General features: G+C 54.8%; 15 protein-coding genes. 2 read left to right on the forward strand and 13 right to left on the reverse strand.

The window, feature by feature from the left end:
• The first annotated feature begins 60 nt into the window (after positions 1-60).
• Complete coding sequence (locus RCI_RS17630) at positions 61-213, forward strand: hypothetical protein (protein ID WP_449288707.1); 153 nt, start codon at positions 61-63, stop codon at positions 211-213.
• 75 nt (positions 214-288) lie between these two features.
• On the opposite strand, the gene RCI_RS05415 is transcribed toward RCI_RS17630, so the two are convergent.
• The 13 genes from RCI_RS05415 to RCI_RS05470 form a co-directional block, all read right to left on the reverse strand.
• Positions 289-1,317, reverse strand: coding sequence for a DUF7544 domain-containing protein (locus RCI_RS05415; RefSeq protein ID WP_012035391.1), 1,029 nt, complete (start codon positions 1,315-1,317; stop codon positions 289-291).
• Between the two features lie 104 nt (positions 1,318-1,421).
• Entirely contained in the window at positions 1,422-1,574 is a 153-nt protein-coding gene (locus RCI_RS16935; RefSeq protein WP_158308873.1) for a hypothetical protein, read from the reverse strand.
• 2 nt (positions 1,575-1,576) lie between these two features.
• Entirely contained in the window at positions 1,577-2,197 is a 621-nt protein-coding gene (locus RCI_RS05420; RefSeq protein ID WP_012035392.1) for a V-type ATP synthase subunit D, read from the reverse strand.
• A gap of 13 nt (positions 2,198-2,210) precedes the next feature.
• Complete coding sequence (locus RCI_RS05425; protein WP_012035393.1) at positions 2,211-3,587, reverse strand: ATP synthase subunit B; 1,377 nt, start codon at positions 3,585-3,587, stop codon at positions 2,211-2,213.
• A gap of 1 nt (position 3,588) precedes the next feature.
• Positions 3,589-5,328, reverse strand: a complete 1,740-nt coding sequence (locus tag RCI_RS05430) for an ATP synthase subunit A (protein WP_012035394.1) — start codon at positions 5,326-5,328, stop codon at positions 3,589-3,591.
• Between the two features lie 49 nt (positions 5,329-5,377).
• Positions 5,378-5,677, reverse strand: a complete 300-nt coding sequence (locus RCI_RS05435) for a V-type ATP synthase subunit F (RefSeq protein ID WP_012035395.1) — start codon at positions 5,675-5,677, stop codon at positions 5,378-5,380.
• Positions 5,677-6,732: a V-type ATP synthase subunit C gene (locus tag RCI_RS05440; RefSeq protein WP_048198096.1), complete on the reverse strand. Its 1,056-nt coding sequence runs from the start codon at positions 6,730-6,732 to the stop codon at positions 5,677-5,679. The genes RCI_RS05435 and RCI_RS05440 overlap by 1 nt, the downstream gene beginning before the upstream one ends.
• 5 nt (positions 6,733-6,737) lie before the next feature.
• Entirely contained in the window at positions 6,738-7,298 is a 561-nt protein-coding gene (locus RCI_RS05445) for a V-type ATP synthase subunit E (protein ID WP_012035397.1), read from the reverse strand.
• A 26-nt stretch (positions 7,299-7,324) separates the two neighbouring features.
• Positions 7,325-7,537, reverse strand: coding sequence for an A(1)A(0)-type ATP synthase subunit K (locus tag RCI_RS05450; protein WP_012035398.1), 213 nt, complete (start codon positions 7,535-7,537; stop codon positions 7,325-7,327).
• Positions 7,538-7,540: 3 nt separating this feature from the next.
• The gene (locus RCI_RS05455; protein ID WP_012035399.1) at positions 7,541-9,604 is read right to left on the reverse strand and encodes a V-type ATP synthase subunit I; all 2,064 of its coding nucleotides are present in this window, start codon (positions 9,602-9,604) and stop codon (positions 7,541-7,543) included.
• Positions 9,579-9,923 (reverse strand): ATP synthase subunit H, encoded by a 345-nt coding sequence (locus RCI_RS05460; protein ID WP_048199029.1) that lies wholly within the window; start codon positions 9,921-9,923, stop codon positions 9,579-9,581. Before RCI_RS05460 ends, RCI_RS05455 begins: the two co-directional genes overlap by 26 nt.
• Before the next feature lie 388 nt (positions 9,924-10,311).
• Positions 10,312-10,506, reverse strand: coding sequence for a DUF5350 domain-containing protein (locus tag RCI_RS05465; RefSeq protein WP_048198098.1), 195 nt, complete (start codon positions 10,504-10,506; stop codon positions 10,312-10,314).
• Between the two features lie 71 nt (positions 10,507-10,577).
• Positions 10,578-11,528, reverse strand: a complete 951-nt coding sequence (locus RCI_RS05470; protein ID WP_048198100.1) for a DHHA1 domain-containing protein — start codon at positions 11,526-11,528, stop codon at positions 10,578-10,580.
• Between the two features lie 284 nt (positions 11,529-11,812).
• Between RCI_RS05470 and RCI_RS05475 the strand changes: the two genes are divergently transcribed.
• Positions 11,813-13,039: a translation initiation factor IF-2 subunit gamma gene (locus RCI_RS05475; RefSeq protein ID WP_012035402.1), complete on the forward strand. Its 1,227-nt coding sequence runs from the start codon at positions 11,813-11,815 to the stop codon at positions 13,037-13,039.

Here is a 13,039-nt window from a genome sequence, read left to right on the forward strand (position 1 = left end):
ATTAGCAGACCGTCATGATTTTAACTGTCGGATGCATAATACAGGTTATCGGTGAATCGCATGTTTGACAGGATATTTGGCTCTAAAACGTGCGCAAGCTGCGGAAAACAACTGGCCGGGCATAAAGTAGAGAGATATGCGGGCAAGAGTTTTTGTTCCAAACGCTGTGCTGACATTTATATGCATAAGGACCTGGGTAAACTGGCAAAATAATAAAATCGGCTGGTTTTGCAGTTCCGGCACAGGTGATGCCTGATCGATCACCTGCGCCAGCCAGTAAGCTCTTTTTTAGGCGAACCGTCCGGAGTACTGGACGTAGCCGGGGTCGAAGGACTTCAGGAAGTCCAGGGAGAAATACCTGAAGTATACGCCCACGGGCATCGTGAGGAGCGCCGTGAGGATTATGAGCAGCCCCAGGCCTGCGGCAAACACCAGGATAAACGGGATTACGAGCCACATGGATACCTCTGCTGCTGCGACTGCCAGCATGGCGAGGATCAGTCCGACCGCGATGAATACGGCAAAGATGCAAAGGTAGATGATGCCGAAGATGAAGCCTACCACAGCCTCCAGTGCCCATCGGACTGCGATGTATACGAGGAACTCTACAGGCTCTTTTGCGACGAGAGAGATGACGTGCCTGATAGACTCTATCAATCCCATGTTTTTAAAGCGCATCAGAGGTACTGCGAAGTCGTAGAAGAACCCGGTGATCAGGCCAACAACCACTGAGAAGACGATGAACCCCAAAATTGTAAGCAATAGGATGCCTACGGACATCAAAACGAATCCAGCTCTCGCAGAATCCGGATCGCCCATGCCGATCAGCCAGAAGATGGTCAGCAGCAGCAAAATGATCAGCACCAGGGCTACGGTAATGGACACCAGCATCATCGCCACGTTAAAGAGGAACACTTTGAAGCCGCGCCCCATGTTTTCCCGGAACTGCCGGATAATGCTGGCCTGACCCGTAGTCAATGCGTCGATAAGGACGAAAGAGAACACCCCTCGCAGGTATGAGAAGACAAGCGTCAGGACAAGGACTGCTAAAATCAACAATACGATCAGTATCAAAAGCGTAGTGTCTGTAAGTATGCTGGATATACCATTGGTAAACAGTTCGCCGGAGAATTCGCCATCGTCTCCAGTCGTATACTGCAAGGCGTTCGTGGGATTGAAAGAACTGCCTCCGCTACCCACGAAGAACATGATGATGACTAACTTCAACCATAACCATGCATCAAAAGGCTCGAAAAGGAGCTTTTTTGTCCTGTCGAGAGCCGTGCTCACAGGATGAAACGCCCGCAACTCTGGCATAGTGCGTTAGTAATCTGTTTAAGTATAAAAAAATACTGGGTACTTGCAGTTATTCCCGAATTACCAGGATAAAATAATAAACTGTTAGAGGCATCAGCCTCTAACTAACGAACGAAGAGCAGGTAGGCCATTATCAGGTAGCCGAGGATAATCATGCCAAGCACCAGATACTGGCCATAGACCAGTATTTTGGCCTGGTTCTCCGGGTTTTCGAGGACTTTGTCGACAGCCCTCTCGAAGAAGTTTTTATTGGGCATGATTATGCTTTGATCTTCTTAAGACGGAAAGTGTTCTCGCGTTCCATCTCTTCCAGCCTGAGCTTGATGAACTTTTCAGCGTCCTTGAGCTCGGGAATTACCTTGAATTCGAGAGCGTTGACACGGCGCTTGGTCTTCTCGATATCCTCGAGGAGCTTCTTCATGGCGGACTCGATCTCGGCCGAGATGATGATCTGCTCCACGAGCTTCTCGTAGGCTTCGGCCGCTTCGTCGATCCTGGACGTAGTCCCGATGACACCGTAGCCTCTCTCCTGGAGGGGCTTCTGGATCCCGGAGGACTCTATCTTGGGGACGACTACGCCCATCACGTTCTTGCTCTCGAGGTTGATCTCAGGCTGCTCCTTGAGGGAGAAGGCGGCCGATGTAACCGCCATGTTACCCTCTACGGCCCTGGCAATGGCTATTTTCTGGGTAGCATCCTCGTACGATCTGAGAAGCTCAGCACGGGCGTTCTTAGCCTTGTCCATGATCTCGAAGAATTCCATGATCAGGCCGTCACGCTTCATTTTCAGGAGCTTGTGGCCGCTCTGCGAGAGAGCGATCTTCTTTTTCAGCTCCAGGAGCTCCGATCGGGTTGGCTTGATGTTATCCTTAATAGCCATTGGCTCACCTACCTTACTTCTTCCTCTTGCTCGGGTGGTACTTCTCGATGTACTTGTTGTCGATCTTGTTCAGGGCGTTGATCGGCAGCATGGAGAGGAGTTCCCACGCGAGGTCCAGAGTCTGCTCGATGGACCGGTCTTCTTCCCGGCCCTGGCGGACGAACTTGTCTTCGAAGGCGTCGGCGAATTCCAGGAATTGCCTGTCCCTCTCGGAGAGAGCGTCCTTACCGACGATGGCTACGAGACCGCGGAGGTCCTTACCTTCTGCATACGCAGAGTAGCACTGGTCGGATACGGCCTTGTGGTCTTCCCTGGTCTTGCCTGCGCCGATACCCAGGCTCATAAGCCTGGACAGCGAGGGCGAGACGTTGATGGGCGGATAGATGTTCTTCCTGTGCAGGTCTCTAGCGACCACGATCTGGCCTTCGGTGATGTAGCCGGTCAGGTCAGGGATCGGGTGGGTAATGTCGTCACCGGGCATCGTCAGGATGGGCACCTGGGTGATGGAACCCTTCTTGCCCTCGATGATGCCTGCGCGCTCGTATAACTGCGCCAGGTCAGTGTACATGTAACCGGGGTAGCCACGCCTGCCGGGCACTTCTTCACGAGCGGCGCCGATCTGTCTCAGCGCTTCGCAGTAGTTGGTCATGTCGGTGTAGATGACCAGCACATGCATGTCGTGTTCGAATGCGAGGTACTCTGCGGTGGTGAGCGCCAGTCTCGGGGTGATAATCCTCTCGATGGCGGGGTCGTCCGCAAGGTTCAGGAAGACTACTGCTCTCTCCAGAGCACCGGTCCTCTCGAAGTCCTTCATGAAGGTCTGAGCTTCTTCAGCGGTGATACCCATGGCGCAGAAGACTACTGCGAAAGGTTCAGTCGAGCCTACTACTTTTGCCTGCCTGGCGATCTGCAGAGCGATCTCGTTGTGGGGCAGACCGGAACCCGAGAAAATCGGGAGCTTCTGACCACGAACCAGCGTATTCATGCCGTCGATGGTCGAGATGCCGGTCTGGATGAAGTCCTTAGGCTGCCTTCTCGAGTACGGGTTGATGGCTGCGCCTACGATCTCCAGCCTCTTCTCGGGGATGATAGCCGGCCCGCCGTCGAGCGGCTCGCCTGATCCCGAGAGGATACGGCCGAGCATGTCCTTGGACACGGGCATCTTGATGGTCTCGCCCAGGAACTTAACGCTGCTGTCCCTGCTGATACCGGAGGTGCCCTCGAAAACCTGGACTGCCACGACATCGTTGGAGGAGTCCAGCACCTGGCCCCTCTTAACCGTGCCGTCGCTCAGGACGATGTTGACCAGTTCCTGGTAGCCCACAGGCTCGGTTTTCCTCACGAATAAGAGCGGCCCTGCGATTTCACTGATTGTCTTGTATTCCTTCATGTTAAGCCGCCTCCAGGCTCTTGAACTCTTTCTTCATATCGTCGTTGACCTTGGTCAGGTAAGCGTCGTAGTTCGCCTCGAACTTGACCTTGGCAAGGTCGTTCTTGGAGTTCAGGTTCAGGATCTTGCTCATCGGGACGCCCGATGCGAGGGCGGTCCTTGCGTAGGCGCCGAACTGCATGATCGACTTCAGCATCTTGAGCTGCTTGTCGAGGCTGCAGTAGGTGTCTACCTCGTGGTAGGCGTTCTGCTGCAGGAAGATCTCACGGATCATACGGGCGATCTCGATGGTCAGCTGCTGGTCTTCGGGCAGCGCGTCGGAACCGACGAGCTGGACGATTTCCTGAAGCTCGGACTCCCTCTGGAGCAGTTCCATGGACTCTGCCTTAAGCTGGTTCCACTCGGGAGAGATGTTCTTGTCGTACCAGTCTTTCAGACTGTCCTGGTACAGCGAGTACGAGTTAAGCCAGTTGATCGACGGGAAGTGTCTTCTCTGCGCCAGCTTGGCGTCGAGTGCCCAGAAGACCTTGACGATACGCAGGGTGTTCTGCGTGACAGGCTCAGAAATGTCTCCGCCTGCGGGGCTGACTGCGCCGATGACGGTGACGCTGCCTTCCTTGCCGATCGGGGTGATGACACGGCCTGCCCTCTCGTAGAACTCGGAAAGCCTGGCTGCGAGGTACGCGGGGTAGCCTTCTTCACCGGGCATCTCTTCGAGACGGGACGAGATTTCTCTCATGGCTTCTGCCCACCTGGAGGTGGAGTCTGCCATCAGGGAGACACCGTAGCCCATGTCTCTGTAGTATTCCGCGATGGTGATACCAGTGTAGCAGGATGCTTCTCTTGCTGCCACAGGCATGTTGGACGTGTTAGCGATAAGGACAGTCCTGTCCATGAGCGGGTTGCCGGTCTTCGGGTCGGTGAGGTGCGGGAATTCGGCCAGCACTTCAGTCATCTCGTTGCCACGTTCGCCGCAGCCGATGTAGACGACGATCTCTGCGTCAGACCACTTTGCCAGCTGCTGCTGAGTCACAGTCTTGCCGCTGCCGAAGGGGCCGGGGATAGCCGCTGTGCCGCCCTTGGCGATCGGGAACAGGCCGTCGAGCACTCTCTGACCGGTAATAAGGGGGATGTCCGGCCTGAGCTTCTCGACGTAGGGCCTCGGTACACGGACGGGCCACTTGTGCATGAGCTTGAGCTCGGTGCCGTTCTCGAGGTGTCCGATGACGTCCTCAACGGTGAACTCGCCCTCTTTGATGTCCTTGATGGTTGTTTCACCCACGTTGGGGGGTACCATGATCTTGTGAACGATAGTCTTGGTCTCCTGGACAGTACCGATGACGATGCCGCCCTTGACCTTGTCGCCAGCCTTGACGACCGGTACGAACTTCCACTTCTTGGTCCTGGAAAGGCCGGGAGCTGAAACTCCTCTCGTGATGAAGTTGCCCATCTTTTCCTTGAGGACCTCGAGGGGCCTCTGGATACCATCATAGATCGAGGTCAGCAGACCCGGACCCAGCTCTACGGATAAGGGCATGCCAGTGTTCTCCACAGGCTCGCCGGGCCTGACACCGGATGTATCCTCGTACACCTGGATGATGGCCTTATCGTTGTCGATTTCGATGACCTCGCCCATCAGGCCCTCGTTGCCGACCTTCACCACGTCGTACATACGGGCGTTAAGGCCGACTGCGGTCACCACCGGACCGGCAACCCGGTAAATTGTTCCTTGTTGGCTCACAGTTAACACCTTTGTTTAACAGATTACATTCAACTGCAGGTTTGATCGCTTACTTCCACAGGTCTACACCGATGGCGCGCTTGATCTTGTCCCTCAACCCTGCATCTTCTTTACTTCCGATCGCGATGAACGTCGGCTCTACAGATTCGTCGATGACCTTCTGGAGACCCGGAGAGATATGTTTGAGGTCGTCCGAGTGCAAGACGATGATACCCAGGTTCCTGTCAGTCAGGCACTCCCGGATTTTGCTCTCGAGATCCTTGTCATTTTTGACTTCGTAGGTCTTGTGGATTCCGGCCAGCCTGAAACCGACCACGAATTCACTTTTCCCAACAACTGCGATTTCCATCAGATCACCAGCTGGTTTCTAATGACCTCATTGCTGAGGTTCACTTCCTTGCCACGGGCAATAGTGCGGATGTTGTTGACCTCGACCTGCTTTCTGACAGTGTATCCCAGAATCGGCAAAATCGACAGGGGATATGCGTGCGAAATTTTATCCGCATAGCTGATGTCAGCCCGGGTGAGGGCCACTTCGATAGCGTTCAGAGACCCGGTCGCACGGTAGTTTTCGACAGCCTCGGCCAGGTCAGGCCAGTAGGGAGTATCCTTGACCAGGTTCACGAACTCGTCGAAGCTCGGCGCCTGGGCAAGCTTTCTCATTTCGTCTGCCTTGAGCTTGCCACCTGGCACGATGTAGTCCATGATCTTCTCGTGCTCGAGACCCTGCCTCTTCAGCCTGAAGAGCGTCCGGAGGTTCGTGATATCGACTTCTCTCCTGACAAAAGTCATCATAAGCTCGTCCGCACTGGTACCCGCAAGCTTGATAGAAAGCAGGTATGCATAATATGCTTTGTCCAGGTTGTTTTCGAGCCGGGAGAGGGTATGAGTCCTGTTGAACTCTTCCAGCGAACTGGAGAGAGGCTTGTAGAACCGGGTTCCGTTCAGTCCTTCGATTACATCCGGTATGCTGCCTTTGTGGATCAGGTCAACCAGGGTCGACATGCGCAGCTCGCCCGCAGGCACGAAGGTTTCCTTAATCTCATCCTCTGAGGCGCCGTAATTCTTACCTCTCAGGATCGACTTGATATTCCAGACATCCCACTTCATGAGATAGGCACCCAGGAGAATCTTCATTTCGCCCTGACAGAAGTCGAGGACTTCGTTCATCTCCCTTGCCATGTTGAGGTTCAGCGCGTACTCCAGCAGATCGATGCCGGAGTATTTGTTTGCCAGCTCGTCGATCTCCTTTTTGTACCTGCTCTCCTCGATGAACCTGCTTATTTCAGGTAGATCCATCTGCAAGAGCTTGAGGTAGGTCTCCTTCGGGTACAGGAACGATTTCCTCGTCTTGACCCTTGCGCTTGCATATGCGTAGTTGCCCATTGCACGTCGCCCTATCATGGATTTCACCTGCTGCCAAACAATATGTCAGAAACGGGCTTCATCGAGGACGTCCAGACATCCTCCAGGATAGAGTCAAAGGTATAGTCGAGGTTGACGCTGCCGTCAACGCTGGTGACCACGATTCCGCCGATGCACTTGACGTTGCCGCCGTACTCGTACCCGGAGTCCTTGACCAGGTCCGCGTCAGCTGCGTTCGTAAAGATCTTGCCCTGCGGAATGTCTTTCTTCGCCAGCTTGACCAGCTTCTGGAGCAGGTCGGCCTTCTTCTCACGGGGAAGGGTTGAGAGCTGCCTGACAAACGCTTCGTGCGTTTCGGCAAGCACATCCTTCTCGGAGTTAAGCTTGGCCTTCTTCACGTCAAGCTTGGCGCTGGAAAGTTCCCTCTGCCTCATCTTGGATATGGCCTGTTCTGCCCTGGCGTTCTCGGCTGCGATAATCTGCTTAGCCTCCGCCTCTGCCGACTTCTTGATCTCGGCAGCTTCGGCAGCGGCTTTCGCGGTGATATCCCTGCTGTCCGCCTCAGCCTTATCCATGATGTCCTTTACAACTTTGTCCAGTCCCATTGTCGGTTCACCTTAACAAAGTGTATTTACATGAACATCAGCAGGATGGCAAAGACCAGACCGAAGATGACGATGGTTTCCGGCAGTGCGATGAAGAAGACACCCATACCGAGGAACGAGCGGTCCTCAGCGACAGCGCCTACTACACCAGCACCAATGGGACCCTGGGACATACCAGTGCCGATACCAGCTAATCCGACTGCTAATCCTACGCCAATTGCAACTAATCCATCAACCATGTTTTAGTCCTCCGTGTATATTCTGTTGTATCCAAATGGATTGTAAATTCTGCCCCCGCTCTTGTAGAATTTTTGGAAAAACTCTACGAAGTGCAACCTGAGAGACTGGATGAAGGGGGCGTACATAGCCAGTACCAGGTTTACGAGGTGTCCCACAAGGAACACGATAATTGCTCCAATCATTCCTATTGCGCCTGCATCCGCCAGCATCATGCTGATGGTGTTGATCGCGAACGCGATACCGACAGAGGACAGGCCTACTGCCAGTAGACGAGTGTAGGAGAGTACGTTGCTTAATAGAGAGGTTATCTCTATGAGACCCATCGGGCCTTCGCCCATCAGGACCATGATAATGCCCAGCAGGAACAGGACCGCTCCGATTAAGAACAGCGGGTCGAACGGTGTGAACGTGCCCAGCGTCTGCGTCAGCGCCAGCGGGAACACATACCATACGATCGAGACGCCGCCCATCAGCACGCAAGCCCAGCTTACCTTGTGGAGAATAGCGGTCTTGAGGCCGTGCTGCCTGAGCTCGTTCCAGAAGCCGAGGGCATAGCCCAGCATAATCTGAGCGACACCGATGATGCAAGTAAACACCAGCAGGTCCTTAATGCCGAACACATATACGCCGTCATGTGGTCCGCCTGCCTGCATCCTTTCTAAGGGCAGCGAGAACGGGCCGATGGGGCCGATGGTGATCGAGTGGGGGTACAGGCTCGAGAGCGAGACCAGCCCGAGTATGCCGCCATGGCCGTCTTCTATAGGCTCTGCTATCGCGAAGCCCAGGAACTCTCCGAACAATATTCCGAAGAAGATCGAGGAGATCGCGCATACGATCATGACTTTGATCAGGATCTGCAGGTTAGCGGATTTCAGGACAGACCTGAGTGCAAACATCAGGATCAGGATCAGCAGACCATAGCCTATGTCGCCTACGATAAACCCGTAGAACAGCGGGAAGACGATGGCGAAGATCATCGTGGGGTCGATTTCGTTATACTTCGGCCTGCCATACGCATCGATGACGTTCTGGATCGGGCTCACGATCTTGGGATTGTTATACTTGACCGGAGCATCGATCTCGTGGTGGTCATCGTGGCTGTCAATTGCCGTGCCGGGCGCATTCTTCTCGTAGTGCCCGGGCTTCGGTTCGATCTTCGTGACGTAGACCCTGCCGTCGGCAGCCTTGTCGACCGTCGACTGGAGCCTCTCGAAGTCGTCCCTCGGAACCCAGCCTTCCACGACAAAAGTGCTCTCGGAAGTCGCGAACCTGATCGGAGCTTCGGCCTTCTGCGTGTCTATGCTGAGCAGCTCTTCCGCGGAGACGATGAACTGGGCGTACTTCTTGTTCAGGTCAGCCAGCTCGCCAGTAACCTTTTCGAGCTTCGACTCGGCCTGAGCTTTCCCGTCCTCGATGCGCTTCCGGATGGCTGCGGGCTCGCCACTTTCCCTGAGCTGCTCGATCTCGACGAAGTTGCTCTTGAGGAGCGCTTCCGAAACCTTGCCAGCGTCGTCCTTCGGGACGAACAGGGCTATGACGTTACCCTTTCCATAGGGTGCGGAAAATAGTTCATAATTAGTAGTGATGCCCTTGACGACGTTCTCGATGCCTTCGCTGGCAGTGCCGGTAAAGACTGTGACAGACTCGTAACCGGATAGCAGCTCTAAAGGTAAGCCGAGAGCTTCGTACGGCTTCAGGACCTCGGACTTGTGCTCGAGATCTTTCAGCTCTGACTCAAGCGCATTCTTCTCATTCGTCTTTTTAGTGACGGTCTCTTCGAGCGACCCGAGGTTGGCCTCGAGCTCCTGTAGTACTTTGCTCTTCTTTGCCTTAGAAGGGGTACCCTCTTTCGTGCCGAGGTAGCTCTTGATCGAGCGGAGCTTCAGCAGCTTCTCAGAGAGCGGAGTTGCAGACTTCAGGGGCTTGCCTAGTTGAAAGTACTCGTCTTCCGCTACGTAGTCTTCCACGTGCAGCAGGTTCAGGTCGTGCAGCGCGTTGATCGTGGGCTCCATTACGTCCTTGGTACCGACGATGAGGACTCTATCCATTCTGTGAGGCTCTAACATCGACGTACCTCTCGAATTCTTTTATCAGACTGTCAGTTGCAGCGCTCACATTTTTCGCCGCCGACGCCTTCAGCGCGGCAGCGCTCTTTTCGCCTTCAGCCCGCATCGCCTTGGATTCCGTGCTGATCTCGGCTGCCGCCTTGTCGATTTTCGACTGGGCTTCAGCCGCTGCCTTTACCCGGGCATTTTCGAGGATAGCCGAGGCTTCCTTACGAGCGTTAGCGATCGTCTGCCTGGCCTCTTCCTCGGCCTTTGCGCGACGTCCCCTCGCCTGCTCCTCGGCTGTCTTTAACTGGGTCAGTATTTCAGCCTTTGACATACAATTCCCCTGAATAGCATCATCTTTGTAGATAGCTGTCATTAGATGTACGGCTTCGTTCTTAAAGCTTTTTATTACCGTAGAATAATATGCGATGTTGATTATAATAAGTGAAAAAAACTCCTGCACAGGTATTGTAGTAAGATGTACTACAGGAGTGAGGATAGACCTGACATACATGCGAAATATTATCATGAAATTAAAATAGAAAGTTACATCAGGATTATGCAGACGATTGAGTATCTGATACGTACCGGCCGGATCCTGGAGGGTAAATGTCCGGAGGATTGAAGGCGACAAAAGTAAAACTATTGTGAGACGAGAAGAAAAAATTACCCTTGAAAATATCGATGCGGCCCCTTACGGGGCCTCGATAGAAATAAGAAAGTTATTTCTTAGATCTGGCCTTCACGCCGAGCACATTCTTCTTAGCCCTGGCTAAGACGCGGCGCACAAAGCCCTTGGAATCATAACGCTGTGAGGGGCCCGGCTTGTTAGCAGCAGAGTCGCCCTTGGGGACGAGCCTCATCTGGCCCTTCCTACCACGGATCTGGACCCATTCAACGCTTCCAGTCTTTCCCATGCAGAATCACCGCCTTGCAAATAGTGTCTTCCAGTATTAAAATGTTACGGCAAAGAAAAAGGGGGGTGCCCTCAGGCACTCAGCTCTTCTCCGATGGCGTCGTCGAGGTCCAGCAGGAACTCTTTGAAGTTTCCGGCCGGTATCCGGCCGCCGGCTGCGAGCGGGTGGCCGCCGGCGTTGCCGCCGTATCTGGAGGCGATGCTGCTCACGAGGGGGTTCAGGTTGATCCGCCCTATCGCCCGCAGGCTGAAGTCGTAGACGTCCCGGTGGTCCCGGTACTCTGCAGACATGCCCACAGGAGTGCCGCCGTAGACCCGGGCATAGATCGCCGCCTTGGACATGCAGGCGTTCTGGTCCAGGACATAGGCCAGATTGCGCATCCTGATCACGTCTTTCGATACGTTCAGCCTCAGCTCATTCTCGAGAGCGGAAGCCCGGATGGCGTTCTTAGCAAGGTCGGGTATATCGGAAGGCTGTACGTTTTTGGCCAGCTGCATGACGAGGTAGCGTTTCCAGTCGTAGTCACGCCTGCCGATCTCTATACCCTGTGACAGAGTGCCGGCCTGGTAGTACAGGCTGCGCTTGTCCCAGTTCTGCACCATATTATAGATGCTGAGAGAATCGTCCCGGTAGTCCCCGATGGCCCCGTAGAGGGCTACCCGGCTCATGTCCGGGGACAGGAGTTCCTTGAAGTGCCGGAAGGCCATCTCGGAGGCGCTTGAGGCAGTATTGTTGATCATCCAGTCCGCGGAGAAGCCTTCGGGGAGAGGATGGTGATCGAGGTAGATCACTTTGGTTTCGGCGGCGAGCCTGTCGATGCGGTCCTTGAGGCGGGCGCCGGTCGAGATGTTGACGGCGATGTCGGTGATGACTGCCTGGTCGAAGCCGACGGCGTTCTCGATGTCGGCCAGGATCGAGACAGCGTTGGTAAAGTAGACTGGAGAGTCGGGGAAAGCGGCAAGGGCCAGGGCGCCTGCGCAAATACCGTCGCTGTCTGCGTGGGTGAAAATGATCGTCCTCATACGTGACACCTGCAGTATATACTTATAATAGGATAGAGCCGGGGGTTCAAATAGCCTCTGATACGTGAGGGATAGGATACGGCCTCACAGACAGTATGATCGCTGCCGCCACCTGCCGTCAACTTAACCACCCCTTTTCATCAGGTTTGACGGCGGGATAAATGAAATAAGTTTATTTCCTAAATGTACTTATATAAGAAGTGATACTAAGTCGTTAGAACATCGCGAAGAGTGATATATACAGATTTCATCTTATACATTCTTTCTTCCGGAGGATACCAGATTTGTCACAGCCTGTTGTTAACATCGGTATGGTGGGCCACGTAGACCACGGCAAAACCACCCTGGTCAGCGCTCTCTCCGGCGTGTGGAGCGACACGCACAGCGAGGAGTTAAAGCGAGGAATCTCGATCCGCCTCGGCTACGCCGACTGTACTTTTTACAAGTGCAAGAACTGCAATGAGCCGGAGTGCTACTGCACTACTTCTAAGTGCCCTACTTGTGGCGGGGATACTGAGGAGATCAGGACTATTTCATTCGTAGACTCTCCGGGCCACGAAACGCTCATGGCGACGATGCTCTCGGGCGCCGCCATCATGGACGGCGCGGTCCTCGTGATAGCGGCTAACGAGCCCTGTCCCCAGCCCCAGACCAAAGAGCACCTGATGGCGCTGGACATCATAGGGATCAAGAACGTCGTCATCGCCCAGAACAAGATCGACATCGTATCGCGCGAAGACGCGCTCAAGCACTATAATCAGATCAAAGCATTCGTCAAGGGCACGGTGGCAGAGAATGCCCCGATCGTCCCGATATCCGCCCAGCAGAAGGTCAACATCGACGTGCTCATCAAGACCATCGAGGAGAAGATCCCCACCCCGAAGCACGACCTGGATAAGCCCGTCACCATGTTCGTGGCCAGGTCCTTCGACGTCAACCGTCCGGGCACGACTCCGGCTAAGCTGAGCGGCGGCGTCATCGGCGGCACGATCTCTCACGGAAAGCTCGCCGTCAAAGACGAGATCGAGATCCGCCCCGGCAGAAGGGTCGAGTCCGAAAACAGGGAAAGCTGGGTCCCGATCACGACCACAGTCACCAGGCTGATCTATGGCGGCGAAGCCGTAGACATAGCCACGCCAGGCGGCCTGCTCGCAGTAGGCACCAAGCTGGACCCCGCCATGACCAAGAGCGACGGCATGGCAGGCCAGGTCGTCGGCAAGCCCGGCACACTTCCTCCGGTATGGCAAAAATTCGTCATGAAGACGCAGCTGCTCGATCGGGTGGTCGGCGTCAGCGAAGACGAGAAAGTCAAGCCCATCGCCACGAGCGAGCCGCTGATGCTCAGCGTAGGCACCTCGATGACGATCGGCGTGGTCACCTCCGCCAGGAAGGACGAGGCCGAAGTCAAGCTCAAGCGCCCTGTCTGCGCTGAAGTCGGCTCCAGGATCGCCATCAGCCGCCGCATAGGCGCCCGCTGGAGACTGATCGGCGTGGGAGAACTGATCGGTTGA

The sequence above is a fragment of the Methanocella arvoryzae MRE50 genome, assembly GCF_000063445.1.
Lineage (GTDB): Archaea > Halobacteriota > Methanocellia > Methanocellales > Methanocellaceae > Methanocella_A > Methanocella_A arvoryzae.

Bases quoted from the DNA above. Each gene is read 5' to 3' on its own strand.
- RCI_RS17630 (WP_449288707.1), top strand. From the start codon at position 61: ATGTTTGACAGGATATTTGGCTCTAAAACGTGCGCAAGCTGCGGAAAA.
- RCI_RS05415 (WP_012035391.1), bottom strand. From the start codon at position 1,317: ATGCCAGAGTTGCGGGCGTTTCATCCTGTGAGCACGGCTCTCGACAGG.
- RCI_RS16935 (WP_158308873.1), bottom strand. From the start codon at position 1,574: ATGCCCAATAAAAACTTCTTCGAGAGGGCTGTCGACAAAGTCCTCGAA.
- RCI_RS05420 (WP_012035392.1), bottom strand. From the start codon at position 2,197: ATGGCTATTAAGGATAACATCAAGCCAACCCGATCGGAGCTCCTGGAG.
- RCI_RS05425 (WP_012035393.1), bottom strand. From the start codon at position 3,587: ATGAAGGAATACAAGACAATCAGTGAAATCGCAGGGCCGCTCTTATTC.
- RCI_RS05435 (WP_012035395.1), bottom strand. From the start codon at position 5,677: ATGGAAATCGCAGTTGTTGGGAAAAGTGAATTCGTGGTCGGTTTCAGG.
- RCI_RS05440 (WP_048198096.1), bottom strand. From the start codon at position 6,732: ATGATAGGGCGACGTGCAATGGGCAACTACGCATATGCAAGCGCAAGG.
- RCI_RS05445 (WP_012035397.1), bottom strand. From the start codon at position 7,298: ATGGGACTGGACAAAGTTGTAAAGGACATCATGGATAAGGCTGAGGCG.
- RCI_RS05450 (WP_012035398.1), bottom strand. From the start codon at position 7,537: ATGGTTGATGGATTAGTTGCAATTGGCGTAGGATTAGCAGTCGGATTA.
- RCI_RS05455 (WP_012035399.1), bottom strand. From the start codon at position 9,604: ATGTTAGAGCCTCACAGAATGGATAGAGTCCTCATCGTCGGTACCAAG.
- RCI_RS05460 (WP_048199029.1), bottom strand. From the start codon at position 9,923: ATGTCAAAGGCTGAAATACTGACCCAGTTAAAGACAGCCGAGGAGCAG.
- RCI_RS05465 (WP_048198098.1), bottom strand. From the start codon at position 10,506: ATGGGAAAGACTGGAAGCGTTGAATGGGTCCAGATCCGTGGTAGGAAG.
- RCI_RS05470 (WP_048198100.1), bottom strand. From the start codon at position 11,528: ATGAGGACGATCATTTTCACCCACGCAGACAGCGACGGTATTTGCGCA.